This window comes from Streptomyces sp. NBC_00271 (genome assembly GCF_036178845.1).
In the GTDB taxonomy this organism is placed as follows: domain Bacteria; phylum Actinomycetota; class Actinomycetes; order Streptomycetales; family Streptomycetaceae; genus Streptomyces.
The window spans coordinates 5,010,748-5,026,703 of record NZ_CP108070.1 but is presented as its reverse complement, the minus strand read 5'-3'; the positions used below and the strand labels follow the sequence as shown (position 1 = coordinate 5,026,703).

8 protein-coding genes are annotated in these 15,956 nt (G+C 72.5%); 2 read left to right on the top strand and 6 right to left on the bottom strand.

The window, feature by feature from the left end:
* Positions 1–2: 2 nt before the first annotated feature.
* The 6 genes from OG798_RS23120 to OG798_RS23095 form a co-directional block, all read right to left on the bottom strand.
* Positions 3–2,240 carry a bifunctional glycosyltransferase/CDP-glycerol:glycerophosphate glycerophosphotransferase gene (locus tag OG798_RS23120; RefSeq protein WP_267061991.1) on the bottom strand — a complete coding sequence of 746 codons (2,238 nt, stop codon included), beginning with the start codon at positions 2,238–2,240 and terminating at the stop codon, positions 3–5.
* A 163-nt stretch (positions 2,241–2,403) separates the two neighbouring features.
* The gene (locus OG798_RS23115) at positions 2,404–4,683 is read right to left on the bottom strand and encodes a bifunctional glycosyltransferase/CDP-glycerol:glycerophosphate glycerophosphotransferase (RefSeq protein WP_267061990.1); all 2,280 of its coding nucleotides are present in this window, start codon (positions 4,681–4,683) and stop codon (positions 2,404–2,406) included.
* Positions 4,684–4,832: 149 nt separating this feature from the next.
* Positions 4,833–5,741, bottom strand: coding sequence for a carbohydrate ABC transporter permease (locus OG798_RS23110; RefSeq protein ID WP_121415976.1), 909 nt, complete (start codon positions 5,739–5,741; stop codon positions 4,833–4,835).
* Positions 5,738–7,078 (bottom strand): carbohydrate ABC transporter permease, encoded by a 1,341-nt coding sequence (locus tag OG798_RS23105; RefSeq protein WP_095854336.1) that lies wholly within the window; start codon positions 7,076–7,078, stop codon positions 5,738–5,740. Before OG798_RS23105 ends, OG798_RS23110 begins: the two co-directional genes overlap by 4 nt.
* Positions 7,079–7,085: 7 nt before the next feature.
* Complete coding sequence (locus OG798_RS23100) at positions 7,086–8,519, bottom strand: ABC transporter substrate-binding protein (protein ID WP_328757622.1); 1,434 nt, start codon at positions 8,517–8,519, stop codon at positions 7,086–7,088.
* 200 nt (positions 8,520–8,719) lie between these two features.
* Positions 8,720–12,139: an FHA domain-containing protein gene (locus tag OG798_RS23095; protein WP_328760067.1), complete on the bottom strand. Its 3,420-nt coding sequence runs from the start codon at positions 12,137–12,139 to the stop codon at positions 8,720–8,722.
* 477 nt (positions 12,140–12,616) lie between these two features.
* On the opposite strand from OG798_RS23095, the gene OG798_RS23090 reads away from it, so the two are divergent.
* The gene (locus OG798_RS23090) at positions 12,617–14,392 is read left to right on the top strand and encodes a serine/threonine-protein kinase (protein ID WP_097225702.1); all 1,776 of its coding nucleotides are present in this window, start codon (positions 12,617–12,619) and stop codon (positions 14,390–14,392) included.
* A gap of 135 nt (positions 14,393–14,527) precedes the next feature.
* Positions 14,528–15,769 (top strand): serine/threonine-protein kinase, encoded by a 1,242-nt coding sequence (locus tag OG798_RS23085; protein WP_267061986.1) that lies wholly within the window; start codon positions 14,528–14,530, stop codon positions 15,767–15,769.
* Positions 15,770–15,956: the final 187 nt, after the last annotated feature.

Here is a 15,956-nt window from a genome sequence, read left to right as displayed (position 1 = left end):
CGTCAGCTCCTTACGAGGGTGGACGCGGCGGGGGCCGGAAGGCGCTCGGCGAGGGGGATCACCGGGGGGATCGCCTCGGGCGGCCGGCCCAGCAGCACTCTGCGCACGACCCGCTCGGCGGCCTGCCCGTCGTCGAACTGGCAGAAGCGCTCACGGAACGCGGCCCGCAGGGCTCGCGAGGAGTCGTCCGCGTAGGAGCGGTCACGGAAGGCCCCCGCGAGCTCCGCCGGGGTGCGCACCACCGGGCCCGGCGGTGCCTCCATCAGGTCGAAGTAGACGCCCCGCGTCTCCCGGTAGACCTCCCAGTCGTCCGCGTACACGACGATCGGGCGGTCGAGGTTGGCGTAGTCGAACATGATCGACGAGTAGTCCGTGATCAGCGCGTCGGCGGCCAGACAGACGTCCTCCGAGGACCGGTGCCGGGTCACGTCGATGATCCGGCCGCTGCTTCTGCCCCTGCCCTCGTCGTAGAAGTAGTGGGCGCGCAGCAGCACGACGAACTCGTCGCCGACCTCCTCGCAGAAGGCCTCCAGGTCGAGCCGGGACTCGAAGCCGGTGCTGTAGTCGCGGTGCGTGGGCGCGTAGAGGAGGGCGGTCTTGCCCTCCGGGACGCCCAGCCGGGCGCGGACGCGGGCCACGTCCTCGGCGGTCGCCGTGTAGTAGACGTCGTTGCGCGGATAGCCGTACTCCAGGGCCTCGTACGTGCCCGGGAAGGCCCGCTCCCACATCTGGGTGGAGTGCCGGTTGGAGGAGAGGTTGTAGTCCCAGCGGTCCATCCGGGCCAGCAGCTTGGCGAAGCTGCCGGTCGCGGCGGCCACGATCGGATACGTCGACTGGTCGACGCCCATCGTCTTCAGCGGCGTGCCGTGCTGGGTCTGCAGATGCACGCTGCCGGGCCGCTTGACGACACCGTCCGCGAAATTGGCGTTGTTGACCAGGTACTTGGCGCGGGCCAGCACCTCCCAGGCGCGCGGGCTGCCGATCACCGCGTGGTCGACGCCGTCCGGTACCTGGTCCGCCGCGTCGGCCTCGACCAGGAACACCGAGCGCAGATGCGGGGCGAGTTCGAGGGCCTTGGCGTGGATCGCGGCCGGGCTGCAGGCGTAGCCGCGGCCCCAGTAGGCGCAGTACACGACGAGGTTCTCGTCGAGGGGGAGGCGCAGTTGCGCGGCGTACTGCGCGCGGGCGCTCAGCCGACGGGGGCGCGGCAACGTCCCCCAAGCTCTCGACTTCGCTCGACCGGGGGGGACCCCCATTCCCGCCCTCGCCATCCGCCGGCTGACGCCGCGCAGCGCGCGGAAGGCGCTGTACGCCCCGGCCGCCAGGAGCCGGTACTGCACCCCGATCCGGCCCGGCGGCGGCCGGAACCCGGCGGGCCGGTGGCGCCGGTAGAGCCGGCCCGCGCGCCGGAAGAAGGCCCGGCGCCGGTGCAGCGGAAGCCGCTGCGGATGGGCGGCGGACTTCAGCACCGCCGCGAAGAGGTCACCGAACAGCGCCCGCGACCGCTCCACGGACAGCTTCTCCTCGGCCGCCCGGGTGAGCACCAGGTCGACCTGGTCGAGGAGCTGGAACTGGTGCTCGCCCGGCGTGTTCAGGCGGCTGCCCTGCCGTCGCAGCCGATGCCGTACGACGACCTGGCGCAGCACCGCCAGCCGCCCGGCGGCGACCGTCACCAGGCCGCCCCAGCCGAGATCCGTGAAGTGCCCCGGGGGGAAGGCGAGGCGCCGCTCCCGCAGGAACGCCCGGCGGTAGGCCGCGCTCCACGCCGGAAGGCCCGCGCCGGTCAGCCGCGGCGCCCGGTCCGGGGTGAACACCCCCTCCGGGGCCTTCGGGAGGGGCGGTGTGCTGGTCTCGACGTCCCACCAGTGGACGCGTTCGTGTCCGAAGTAGAGGACGTCCGCCTCCTCGGGCTCCCTCTGGAGTTCGTGGTCCAGGGCGGCCAGCGCGCCCGGCACCAGGACGTCGTCGCCGTCGAGGAAGAGCAGATACGTGCCGCTCGCCGCCCCGGTCCCGGTGTTGCGCGCCCCGCTCAGTCCGTCCGCGGGCGGTGAGTGGACCGGGGCGACCCGGGAGTCCCGCGCGGCGTACCCGGCGGCGACCTCGCCCGCCGGGGAGTCCGGCCCGTCGCAGACCGGGATCAGCTCGAAGTCGCCGAAGGACTGGTCGAGGACCGAGTCCAGTGCGAGGGCCAGTCGTCCGGCGACTCCATGAGTGGGGACGATGATGCTGAAGCGGGGCATTCTGCTCTTTCTCTGCTTACTTCTCTGACTGCTTCTCTGGTTGCTTCTGGGGCTACTGCTGGGGTGCCGGTGGGTGTCAGCGCCCGGGCCGCCCGGCGGGGCGCCAGGTGACGGGTCTCGTCGGTGTGGGCCGGGAGGGGCTGGAGGGCATGCCTGCTCCGGTTCAGAGGGTCTCGGCGACGGGGACGGGGGTGCCGGGCGCGGGCGCGGGCGCGGGCACGGTGGCCAGGGGGGTCCGGGGACGGGCGGCGGCGGCCGACGGGACCGGGTGGCGCTGCGCGGGCGGCAGCACCCGCGGCCGCCCGGCGCTCTCGCCCAGCACGACATGGCGTACGACCCGCTCGGCGGCGCGCCCGTCCTCGTACGGGCAGAACCGCTCGCGGAACGCGGTCCGCAGCTGGGTCGAGCGGGAGCCGCGCCAGTGGCCGGTCGCGAAGATGTCGATCAGCTCGTCCTCGCTGCGCGCGACCGCACCCGGCGGGAAGTCCCGCAGGTCGAAGTAGGTGCCCCGGGAGGCCTGGTACGCCTCCCAGTCGTCCGCGTGGATCACGATCGGCCGGTCCAGGACCGCGTAGTCGAACATCAGGGAGGAGTAGTCGGTGACCAGCGCGTCCGAGGCCAGGCAGAGTTTCTCGATGCTCGGGTGGTCGGAGACGTCGATGAGCCGGGCCCCGGAGCGGTTGCTCAGCGCGGCGGCGTACGAGTGGTGGGCGCGGGTCAGGACGACGAACCGGGGGCCGAGCCGGCGCAGGACGCGCTCCAGGTCGAGGGCGAGCCGCTGGGTGCGGCGGTAGTCGCGGTAGGTCGGCGCGTACAGGACGGCGACCGTGCCCTCGGGGATGCCGAGGGACTGCCGCAGCCGGGTGACGTCCGTCGAGGTCGCCCGCTGGAACACGTCGTTGCGGGGGAGGCCGTACTCCAGCGTCGTGTACGCGGCGGGGAAGACGCGCTCCCAGATCAGGGTGGAGTGGCGGTTGCCCGACAGGCAGTAGTCCCACTTGTCGGCGTTGCGCAACAGCTCGGCGAAGTCGGTGTCACGGGCGGCCGCCGGGCGGTCCTGGAGGTCGAGGCCCATGTACTTGAGCGGGGTGCCGTGCTGGGTCTGGATCATGATCTGGCCGGGGCGCTTGACCAGCCGGCGGTCGAAGTTGACGTTGTTGACGAGGTACTTGGAGCGGGCGAGCGCCGTCCAGTACGCCGTCGTACCGGGCCGCAGGCGGCGCGTCGAGGCCGGGATCGTGTGGTGGTGCTCGGGGTGCGCGATCCACGCCGTACGGATGTGCGGGGCGAGTTCACGGAACGCGGACTCCAGGGCGCCCGGGTTGCAGCCGTGGCCGCGCCCCCAGTAGCTGGAGAAGACGGCGCGGTCGGCGCGCAGCGGCAGGCGGAGCTGGACGCGGTAGTGGAACTGGAGGGCGCCGCCGCGGACCTTGCGCAGCAGTCCCTTGACGCCACGCAGTGCCTTCTTGTGGGTGCTCGTGGCCAGGCCGAGCAGGCGGTACGTGCGGTGGTTGCCGAGCCGGACCAGGGCGTGCCGGAGGCGGGTGCGGGGGCGGACGGGGGCGCCCGGGGCCCGGTAACGGCGGTAGTGGGTGCGGGCCTTGCGCAGGAACTCGGCGCGGGTGCCGCGCGGCAGTCGGCCCCGCTTGGAGAACACCGTCGAGAGGTGGTCGACCATGCGGCGGAACAGGACCGGACGCCAGCGTGCCAGCTCCGGGTGCGCGTCGAGATGCGCGAAGACGCGGTCGTACTGCTCGAAGATGTCGAAGTGCTTGCGGCTGCTGGTGCCGAGGATGTTGCCCTGACGGCGCTGGCGGTAGTGCACACAGACCCGGTCGAGGGTGGCGATCGTCTCGGCGGAGATCAGCGCCGGGTAGGTCCAGGGGGTGTCCTCGTAGTAGCCGGGCGGGAAGGAGAGACCCGCGCGCTGCACGAACTCCCTTCGGTACGCCTTGTTCCAGACCACCATCAGGACCCTGAGCAGTTCCGGCCGGTCGTCGAGCCGGAAGGGCGCGGGCCCCCGCTCGCTGAGCTGCTCCGCGAAGCGGTTGCGGACGATGTCCCCGTTCCAGTAGGTGCGCGCGTAGTCGTAGACCAGGACATCCGGTTCGGAGGTCTCCTTCAGCCGGTCGGCGATCGCGTGCAGGGCGTCCGGGGTGAGGGTGTCGTCGCCGTCCAGGAAGAGCAGGTAGTCGCCGGTGGCGTGTTCGAGACCCGCGTTGCGGGCGCGGCCGAGGCCCACGTTCCCCGGCAGGCGGACGGGACGGACCCGGGAGTCACGGGCGGCGAACTCGTCGATGATCGCGCCGCAGGCGTCGGGCGAGCAGTCGTCGACGGCGATCAGTTCGAGGTCCGGATAGGACTGCTCCAGCACGGATTCGAGGCATTCGTGCAGGTACGCCTGAACCTTGTACGCGGGGACGATGACACTGAACCTGGGCAAGGGACATCCATGGGTCGGCGCGGGCATACGGCCCGGCAACGGCCGAAGGAGTGACTTGGTTACGCCAGATGTGGCATACGGGGGATTCTGGGTGAACGCCGAGGGGCGAGCCGGTGTCCGGCTCACCCCTGATGTGGTTGTTTGTCCGACTACTTCACCGCGCCCGCCATCACCCCGGACACGAACTGACGTTGGAACGCGAAGAACACGGCCAGCGGGATGACCATCGAGATGAAGGCGCCGGGCGCCAGCACGTCGATGTTGTTGCCGAACTGGCGTACCTGGGTCTGGAGCGCGACCGTGATCGGCTGGCTGCCCGCGTCGGAGAACACCAGCGCGACCAGCATGTCGTTCCACACCCACAGGAACTGGAAGATGCCGAGCGAGGCGATCGCGGGACCGCCGAGCGGCATCACGACCCTGAGGAACAGGCGCAGTTCACCCGCGCCGTCGAGCCGGGCCGCCTCCAGCAGCTCCCGGGGGATCTCCGCGAAGAAGTTCCGCAGCAGGAACACCGCGAAGGGCAGACCGAAGCCCACATGGAAGAGGATCACCCCGAAGATCGTGCCGAAGATGCCGAGCTTGCCGAAGAGTTCGGCGATCGGGATCAGCGCCACCTGCACGGGGACGACCAGCAGACCGACGACCGCGAGGAACCACCAGTCGCGGCCCGGGAACTCCATCCAGGCGAAGGCGTAGCCCGCGAGCGCGCCGATGACGACGACGAGGACGGTCGCCGGGACGGTGATCAGCACCGTGTTCCCCAGTGAACCGGTGATGTCACCGTTCTCCAGGAGCTTCTGGTAACTGTCCACGGTGAGCTGGGAGGGCTCGCTGAAGACCTTCCACCAGCCGGACGCGCTCATGTCCTGTGGTGTGCGCAGCGAGGACAGCAGCAGCCCGATCGTCGGCACCAGCCAGAACAGGCCGACGAGGAGGAGGAAGACCCGGACGATTCCGCCGCTGACACCGCTCGCGAGCCGTGAGCCGAGCGACTGCCTGGCCTTGACGCCGGTGACGGGCGCGGTCTTCGTGAGACCGCCGGCTTGGGTGGTCATCGTCGTACCTCCCGCCGCAGACGACGCACGTTGAACCACACCACGGGGATCACGAGCAGCAGCAGGAACACGGCGATCGCGCTCGCGATGCCCGGCTGGTCCTCGGAGAAGCCCTTCCGGTACAGCTCCAGGGCCAGCACGTTCGCGTCGTCCTGGGAGGAGCCCGGCGGAATGATGAAGACCAGGTCGAAGACCTTCAGCACGTTGATCATCAGCGTGACCAGGACGACGGCGAGGACGGGCGCGAGCAGCGGCACGGTGACCCTCCGGAACACCTGCCACTCGTTCGCCCCGTCCACCCGTGCCGCTTCGAGGAGTTCACGCGGCACGCCCGCGAGCCCCGCCGCGATGAGCACCATGGCGAAGCCGGCCCACATCCAGACGTACGCGCCGATCACGGCCGGGGTGACGAGCGACGGGCCGAGCCAGTCGACGCCGTTGTACGGCTCACGGAAGTTGCTCGCCGGGAGCCGCAGTTGAGCCCCGTCGGCCTTCTCGGAGAGCGTGAAGGTGCCGTCGCCCCGCACCTTCGCCGCGTCGACGACCTTGCCGTCCTTCACCGCCTCGATCTTCATGCCCGGGTAGCCGAGTTCGCCCGGGTCGACCTGGCCGAGCCTGCCGACGCCCTTGCCCCGGGTGAAGTCCTGCCAGGCGGTGCCGGTGACCTTGCCGGGCTCGGACGGTGCCTGTACGGCCTTCTTCGCGCCGCCCGGCATCTTGTCGGGGGCGACGCCGACGAGGGGAAGGGTGACGGACTGCCCGGCGTGCACGGCCTGTTGGGTGAGGAAGCCGCCCTTCTCCGGCTGGAGCGGCGACTGCCGTCCCGGGTGGGCGTTCGGGAACGCCGACGACTCGGCGAAGGTGTCGTGCACCCCCACCCAGACCGCGTTCGCGACCCCCTTGTGCGGGTCCTGGTCGTACACCAGCCGGAAGATGATCCCCGCGGCGAGCATCGAGATCGCCATCGGCATGAAGACGACCAGTTTGAACGCCGTGCCCCAGCGGACCCGTTCGGTGAGGACCGCGAAGACGAGACCGAGCGCGGTCGCGACGGTGGGCGCGAACACGACCCAGATGACGTTGTTCTTGAGGGCGGTACGGATGCCGTCGTCGGTGAACAGCGCCTTGTAGTTGTCGACCCCGGCGAAACCGTCGCCGGACTGGTTGAGGAAGCTGCGGATCAGCGAGTACCCGATCGGGTAGACCACGAGCGCGCCGAGCAGCACGAGACAGGGCAGCAGGAACAGCACCGCCACGGCCCTGCGGGTGCCGGTCACGCTCTTGCGTGTGCGGACCGGAGGAACCGGTGCGGTTCCTCCGGTCGTTGCCGACGTCATCGCCGGATCAGCTTCCGCTGCCGTACGCCGCCGCCGCGTCCTTCTCCAACGTCGCCTGGGTGCTCGCGACGTCGGTCGGGTTCTTCAGGAAGTCCTGGAGGTCCTTCCACTCACCCTTGCCGGGGGTGCCACCGAAGGCCTGCGGGGCCTGGTCGGACATGTCGAAACGGAAGTCGTCGCCCGACGCGATCAGGGACTTGGCGATCTTCTGCTGCACCGCGTTCGGGTACGCCGCGTTCGGCACGTTCTTGTTGGGGGAGAGGTAGCCGCCCAGCTTGGCCTGGATCGTCGCCGCGTCCGGGGAGGCCAGGAAGGTGGCGAGCGCCTGCGCCGCCTTGGAGTCCTTCAGGATGACGGCCGCGTCGCCGCCGGAGACCACGGGCGCCGCGCTGCCCACGGCAGGGAACGGGAACACCTTCGCGTCCGTGCCCACCTTGGCCTTGGTCTCGCCGATGTTGACCTGTGCGAAGTCGCCCTCGAAGACCATGCCCGCCTTGGGCTGGTCGCCGCCGGTGAAGGTCTGGGTGACGGAGTTCGGGAACTCCGTCTGCAGGGCACCGTTCGCGCCGCCCGCGATGTAGTTCTTCTTGCCCCAGATCCCGGCGAGGGTGGTGAGGGCCTGCTTGACGGACGGATCCGTCCACTTGATCTTGTGCTGGCTCAGCTGGTCGTACTTCTCCGGGCCCGCCTGGGAGAGATACACGTTCTCGAACCAGTCGGTGAGGGTCCAGCCGTCGGCGCCGCCGACGGAGAACGGGGTGACACCGGAGTCGTAGACCGTCTGCGCGGTCGTCAGCAGGTCCTGCCAGGTCTGCGGCTCCTTCGCGCCCGCGTTCTCGAAGACCTTGGCGTTGTACCAGATCAGCGACTTGTTGGCGGCCTTGTAATACACGCCGTACTGCTTGCCGCCCACCTTGCCGATGTCCTGCCAGCCCTGGGAGTAGTTCTTGGCGAGTTCGGCCAGGGCCTCGGGGCCGAGGGGCTTGGCCCACTTCTTGTCGACGGCCTGTTTGATGGCGCCGGGCTGCGGGAGCAGCGCGACGTCCGGCGGCTGGCCGCCCGCGATCTTCGAACCGAGGAAGTTGATGATCGGGTCCTGGGCCGCCACGAAGGTCACCTTCGCGCCGGTGCGCTTCTCGAACTCGGCGAGGACCGTCTTGAAGTTCTTCTGCTCCTCGCCGGTCCAGACGGCGGCGACTTCGAGGCTCTCGCCGTCGAGCTTGGGGAGGGCGACGGTGTCGCCGCTCGCACTGGCACTGCTCGTACCGCCGTCTTCCTTCTTGTCCTTGCCGCCTCCGCCACACGCGGTGAGGGCGAGCGCGACGGCGACGGCGGCTGCGGCGGCCTGTGCGGCCCTGTGTGATCTGCGGTGGTGTGCGGCTCTGCGTGACCTGTGCGTCGAGTGGTTGGGCGACTTGTGTGTACGAAGAGCTCTGTGCATCACTGCCCCGTTCTCGTTCTTCGTCGAACGTCCGGCGCTGTCCCGTGCGCTCTGGTCTACGCCTGGGGCATCGAGGGCGGCAAGAGCGCCTGCGCCGTCAAGTGGGTGATCGTGACTGGGTCGTGACGTCGGCGGCTGTGCGAACGCGGTGCGGACTCTGTGTGCGTGAGGGTTGAGTGGCGCGTACGGCCGTCGAAGACCTACAGCAACGACGGCATCTCCACCGCCGCCACCGACCTCGCCGCCCGCTCGAGCGCGCTGGCAAGCAGGGCCAGGTCCGTGGGGCCGTTGCCGAGTTCGCGGACCGGGCGGCGGGCCGGGGGGTCGCCCATGCGGTGCCATTCGAGCGGGACGACCGTGGGGCGGAGGGTGGCCGTGCGGGGGATGCGGCCGGTGACCCGGCCGGCCTGGAAGGGCGTGAGGCGACCGTCGGGAGTGGACAGACGGCCCCGGCCGGGGGCGGGTTCGTCCGCGCCGGGGGACACCGAATCGAGGGAGATACGGAGCGAGGCGGCGCGGCCCAGTTCGGTGGTCGCCGTGCGGCCGTCGTCCGCGGCGGCCGCCACGAGGTGCACACCGAGGCGGTCACCCTCGCGGGCGACGGCCTCGAGAGCCCGTACGACCGAACCGGCCGCCGGTCGTCCCGGGGAGCCCAGCGCGGGGGAGAGCAGCGCGTCCAGGTCGTCGATGATGACGAAGAGACGGGCCAACGGGGGGCCCGGATCCGTCCGTTCGCGGGCAGCCGCCGGGCGCAGCCGCAGGGTGGAACTGGGGGGCGTATCGAGATCCGCGGCGCCGGAGGCGGAGGGGGAGGTGGAGCCGGGCTTCGCTCCCGGGGCGGGTTTGGGGGTGCGCTGGGCGACCATCCGGCCCGACAACTCGCCGCGCGTGTGCCACTCCGCGAAGCCGAGCCGGCCCAGGAGCTCGGCCCGCCGCTTCAGTTCGGCGCTGAGTGCCTGGGCGAACTCCCGCATCCGTACGGGGTCGTTGGCGGTGAGGTGGGTGGTGACGTGGGGCAGGTCCGTACAGACCCGCAGCCCCTCCGCTCCTTGGCCGGCGCCGTGGCCCCCGGTGCTGTCCCGCCCGTCCATCAGCACGATCCCGAGCCGGTCGGGGCGCTCCGCGGCGGCCAGGGACGCGGCGATCGCGCGCAGCAGCTCCGTACGACCGCTGCCGGGCGGGCCCTCGATCAGCAGGTGCGGGCCCTCGGCGGGGAGGTCCACGGCGACCGGGCCGCGCGGGCCGGCGCCGAGGACGGCCCGGCCGCGGCCGCCGAGCGCCTCCGTGTCGTCCGCCGCGTCCGCCCAACGCGCCATGAGTGACGCCGGGGTGGCCCGGGCCAGTCCCAACTCGTCCAGCAGACGGGCCGCTTGCGGGAGCGGCGCGGACACGCGCGCGTGGCGGTCGGCGTGCGCCCCGTCCGTGCGGAGGGGGGCGAGTGCGCGTGCGAAACGCTCCGCCCAGGCCAGTGACACCGCGTCCACCGCGGCGACCGTGCCGTGCCCCACGGGCCCGTCGGAACCCACCCGCATCAGCCGCAGCGCCGTCGCCACATCCCCGCTGAGCAGCGCGACCGCCCCGCACTCCCGGAACGCCGGTGACGCCTCGCAGGCCGCCTCGTACGTCTCCGTCACCGGGGACGCGGGCGACGCCGACACGGTCTCGGCCAGACACACCACGTGTATGCCCGCCCGCGCGCCCTCGTGCGTCAGCCGCAGCACCGCCTCCCGTACGTCGGCGCCTCCGGGGTCCCCGTCCACGACGAGCACGGTGAACGGCCCCTCGAAGTCCCGGTCGACGCCCGTCGGGTCCTCGTCGCGGGCCCAGGACGGGCGCCGTGCGCCGCCCCGCGCGTCCACGGGGGAGCGATCGGCCTTGTCGTACGCGCCCCGGGCGCCGCCCGTTTCCGTCAGCTGGTCCTCGAGGCGGCGCAGGAGCTCGTCCGTGCGGGCCGTCGCCTGTTCACGGTCGTAGGCGAGGAGGAGACGGCAGTCCTGGCCGTGGGTGGGGCGCAGATGCGGGAGCCAGCCGAGCCAGGACCACTCGGCGGTGCGCTCCTCCACAGGGCGGGAGCGGTCCGCGCTGATCAGGACGATGTCGAGGGCGTCGGGGGAGTGCAGCGCGGCGAGCTGGGCGACCACCGAGCGGGCCAGCCCGGCCAGCCGCGCCCGCGGCCCCGCCAGGCCCAGCGAGCCGACCTCCCGCAAGCCCACGGTCACCGGCACCGCGGGCACCAGTCCCGAACCGTCGGGGGCCGCCCGGTCCGCCGTGCCCAGCCGCACCGTCAGCGTCTCCGGGTGGCCCGGGCCGCGCTCCCACAGCCGCGGTCCCGGACCCAGCGCGGTGAGCAACAGCGTCGCGGGATCGGGCCAGCTCTCCGGGGCCTGCGTGGGCAGGGAGGCCGCCGCCAGGAACTCCGCCGCCTCGTCATCCCCGTCCGTGTCGTACGGATCTCCCGGTCCGGTGCCCGGCAGCTCGCCCCGGCCGCCGGTCAGCCGACGCGCCCACGCGCCGAGCCCGCTCCGCTTGCGCACCCCCGGGGGTACGTCCGTGCCCCGCGTGGGCGTGCCCTTGCGGGTGCCCGGCTCCGGACCGGCCGCGGCCCGGGACGTGGCTCCGCCCCCCGACGTGTCGGGGCCGGACGGCCGCGCGGGCCTGCTCTCGATCCGGGGTGCCCGGCCCTGCTCGGGCACGACCGGGCCGTGCTCCTGTGCTCCGGGGACGCCGCCCGCGGCGCCCCACTCCGCCGATCCGAAGCCGTGATGTGTGTCACCGACGGGCGGCACGGGCAGCGCGCCGGCGCCTGAGGCGCCCCCCACGCGCGCGTGGGGCACGACAGGAGCGGAAGGACCGGCGGGGGCAGCGGGACCGGTGGGGGCGGCGGAGGACGACGAGGGGCCGGGGCCGGTGGGCGGCTCCGGGCGGGTGGCCGTACCGGTGAGGGTCGTGACCCTGACGTGGCCCTCCCCGTCGGGCGTCGTGCTCACCGGATCCGCGCCACCGGGCGGAGCCAGTCGCAGGGAGGACTCGCCGACGCGCAGCAGCGCGCCCTGCCCGAAGCGGACCGGGCGGGTGCCGACCTGGGTGCCGTCCAGCGTCGTGCCGTTCGTCGAGCCCAGGTCGGCGACCGAGACGCGGCCCTCGGGGGTGACCGTGACCGCGCAGTGCAGGCGGGAGACGTCGGGATCGTCCAGCGGGACGTCCGCGTCGGCGGAGCGGCCGATGTCGATCCGGCCGCCGTGCAGCAGGTGGACGCCGCCCGCGTCGGGGCCCGCGACGACATGGAGCCGGGCCGCGACCCCGTCCACGTCAGGACCGGGTTCGGCGGGGCAGCCCAGGGACAGCACGGCGCCGTCCGTCAGGGGCGGCTCGCCCAGCGTGCAGCGCTGGCCGTCGAGGCGCTCGGCGCCCGCGTACAGCACGACGGGACCCCCGCCGAGCTCTCGGCCGCGGTCGTGCTGGCCCGCGCCCTCACCGCCGACCGCCGAGGCCAGACCCGCCGCCACCGCTGCCAACGCCGTCCCGGCGGGAGCGGTGACCAGCACATCGCAGGCCGCGGCTCGCCCCCGCGGCTCCGAGGGCGAGCCCAGCGGGTCTACGACGGTCAGCCGGATCTGCATCGCCGCCAGCGGTCCCTTCCGCGCAGGCACCCGCGCGGAGGGCGAGGCTGTGCCGCGGTCCCCCACCGCAGATTCCCCCACCGCACACGGGCACATCGGCCAGTACTGAAGGCATCCTCGCACCTGTCACTGACAACACGCCCGTCACCTACCGGCAAGTGATCTTGATTGGTCGGCTCTGCCCGTAAAAGTGCCTGACCAGTACCCGACCGGTGCCCGCTTGAGATCGGTCACGTCGCCCCCGAGGGCGCCGATCGGCAACCAACTGCCGAATGCGAGCGTCTTTCCATCGAACATGTGCAGGAACGCGTACGTAAGCGCTTATGCGAAGCACAGGCGCTTATGGGAAGCAGTGGGAAGCACAGGAAGACGACAGTCCGGTGCCATCTGTCTCGGCACTACAGTGGGGCGGAAACCGCCGTAGCACGTTGACGACGGCGGACGGACCAGGCAAGCAAGCAACAGGGAGCGCATGACGTGCGGCCGGTAGGGAGCAAGTACCTCCTTGAGGAGCCGCTTGGGCGCGGCGCCACAGGCACTGTCTGGCGAGCCCGCCAGCGGGAGACCGCGGGCGCCGAGGCGGCCGTCGCCGGCCAGCCCGGCGAGACCGTGGCGATCAAGGTCCTCAAGGAAGAGCTCGCCAACGACGCGGACATCGTGATGCGGTTCCTCCGGGAGCGCTCCGTCCTGCTGCGCCTGACCCACCCGAACATCGTGCGGGTACGGGACCTCGTCGTCGAGGGCGACCTGCTCGCCCTGGTCATGGACCTGGTCGACGGCCCCGACCTGCACCGCTATCTGCGCGAGAACGGCCCGTTCTCGCCCGTCGCCGCCGCCCTCCTCACCGCCCAGGTCGCCGACGCGCTCGCCGCCAGCCACGCCGACGGCGTCGTGCACCGCGACCTGAAGCCCGCGAACGTCCTGCTCAAGCAGGACGGCGGCCAGATGCACCCGATGCTCACCGACTTCGGCATCGCCCGGCTCGCCGACTCCCCGGGCCTCACCCGGACCCACGAGTTCGTCGGCACGCCCGCGTATGTCGCGCCGGAGTCCGCCGAAGGACGCCCGCAGACGTCCGCCGTCGACATCTACGGCGCAGGCATCCTGCTGTACGAGCTGGTCACCGGGCGTCCCCCGTTCGCCGGCGAGTCCGCCCTCGAAGTGCTGCACCAGCACCTGAGCGCCGAGCCGCGCCGCCCCTCCACGGTCCCGGACCCCCTGTGGACCGTCATAGAGCGCTGCCTGCGCAAGAACCCGGACGAGCGGCCCAGCGCCGAGAACCTCGCCCGCGGGCTGCGCACCGTCGCCCAGGGCATCGGTGTGCACGCCAACTCCGCGCAGATCGCCGCCGCGGAGGGCGTGGGCGCGCTGCTCGCCCCCGACCCGGCGCCGGCCGCGGTGCCGGGCGTGCCCGGCGCGGCCGACCCCACGCAGGTGCTCCCGCACAGCGCCCCGGGGGCCTACGACCCGAACGGCGCGACCAGCGTCCTGCCGCACACCGGCGCCCCCGGCATGTCCGGCGCCGCCGACCCCACCGCCGTACTGCCGCACCGCGGCGCCGCCGACCCGACCGCCGTCATGCCGCCGGTGCCCCCGCACCAGCCCGGGCAGCCGGGACAGCCCGGGCAGCCGGGTCAGGGCGAGGACCCGCACCCCTGGCAGAGCCAGCTGCGCGCGGCCCGGGACCGCAACGAGCAGACCCAGGTCCAGTACCTCGACCCCGACCAGGACCCGCTGCGCCGCCGTCCGCAGCGGCAGGTCGCGCGCCCGCAGCAGCGGCCCCAGCAACAGCAGCGCCCGCCGCAGGGACAGCAGCCGCCGCCCGGATACGGGTATCCGCAGCAGCAACAGCCGCAGCAGTACGCGCCTCAGCAGCAGCCCCAGCAGCCGCCGCAGCGCCGTCAGCGGCAGCAGCAGCCGCAGGGGTACGCCCCCGCGCCCCAGCAGCAGCCGCAGCGGTACGCGCCCCCGCCGCAGCAACCCGAGGCACCGGCGCCCCGGCAGTCGCGCGAACCGCGGCAGCGCAGCGCCAACCCGATGAAGATCCCGGGACTCGGCTGCCTCAAGGGCTGCCTGTTCACGATCGTCATCCTGTTCGTGGCCGCGTGGCTGATCTGGGAGTTCAGTCCCCTTCAGAGCTGGATCGGGACCACCCAGAGCTTCTGGGACGAGCTGCACGACGGGTTCAAGTCCGTGACGAACTGGATCGGGGATCTCGGCGGAGGCTCTTCCGGCGGCTCTTCCACCAACTAGTTCCCATAGTTCCCGTTAGCTCCCATGCGACTCTGGGGATTTGTCGACATCTGACGGGTGATTTCCGTCTCCGGAGTGAAGGTTGGCTCTTCGGACGCGTACTTTTAGCGGCAACACGCGTCAGTAGGAGCAGTCTTGGCACGGAAGATCGGCAGCCGGTACACCGCCCACCAGATTCTGGGGCGGGGCAGCGCCGGCACGGTGTGGCTCGGTGAGGGACCTGAGGGGCCCGTCGCCATCAAGCTGCTGCGCGAGGACCTCGCGTCCGACCAGGAGCTGGTGGGCCGCTTCGTACAGGAGCGCACGGCTCTGCTCGGGCTCGATCACCCACATGTCGTGGCGGTACGGGACCTCGTCGTCGACGGCAATGACCTCGCGCTCGTCATGGACCTCGTACGGGGCACGGATCTGCGCACCCGGCTCGACCGGGAGCGGCGGCTGGCGCCCGAGGCCGCGGTCGCGATCGTGGCCGACGTCGCGGACGGGCTGGCGGCGGCGCACGCGGCCGGGGTCGTGCACCGGGACGTGAAGCCGGAGAACGTGCTGCTGGACATGCAGGGTCCGCTGGGCCCGGGTGGCTCGCACCCCGCGCTGCTCACGGACTTCGGTGTGGCCAAACTCATCGACTCGCCGCGGCGGACGCGGGCCACGAAGATCATCGGGACGCCGGACTATCTCGCGCCCGAGATCATCGAAGGGCTGCCGCCGCGGGCCGCCGTCGACATCTACGCCCTGGCGACGGTCCTGTATGAGCTCCTTGCCGGGTTCACGCCCTTCGGGGGCGGGCATCCCGGGGCGGTGCTGCGGCGGCACGTGACGGAGACCGTCGTACCGCTTCCCGGTATCCCCGAGGAGCTGTGGCAGCTGATCGTGCAGTGCCTGGCCAAGGCGCCGGCGTCGCGGTTGCGGGCCTCCGAGCTCGGGGCGCGGTTGCGGGAGCAGCTGCCGCTGCTGGCGGGGATGCCGCCGCTGGACGTCGACGAACCGGACGGGGAGTCGGCGGAGGACGTCCCCGAGGGGGGCGAGACGGCGGAGCCGACGGCGCCGGCCTCGCGGGTGCGGCGGGGGGCGGTGCCGTTGGTGCCGGGGGCTGCGCCGGACTCCAACCGGGACACGCACACCTCGATGCGGGTGCCGGGGCCGGACGAGCTGGCGGGTGGGGCGCGCGGGACGGCTCGGGCGCCGCGGGCGGCGGGGGCGCCTCGGCCGGGGTCGGCTCGGCACCGGGCGTCGGCGCGGCGACGTCGGATCACGTTGGGGGTGGCGGGGGTGGTTCTTGTCGCCGCGGTGGGGGTCGGTACGTGGCTGGCCACGTCGGGTGACGATGCGGGGGCGACGCCGCACGACACGAAGAACTCGGCCCCCGCGTCCCCCTGACCCCCGCTCCGACCTGGGGCTCCGCCCCGGACCCCGGGGTGTTCGGCTGCGGGTGGGTGGGGGCTGGTCGCGCAGTTCCCCGCGCCCCTGGGGGCTGGGGCTTCGCCCCTGCCCCCCCGGCCGGAAGTTGCTTGGCTGCGGGTGGGTGGGGGTTGAGCGCGCAGTTCCTCGCGCCCCTGGGGGCTGG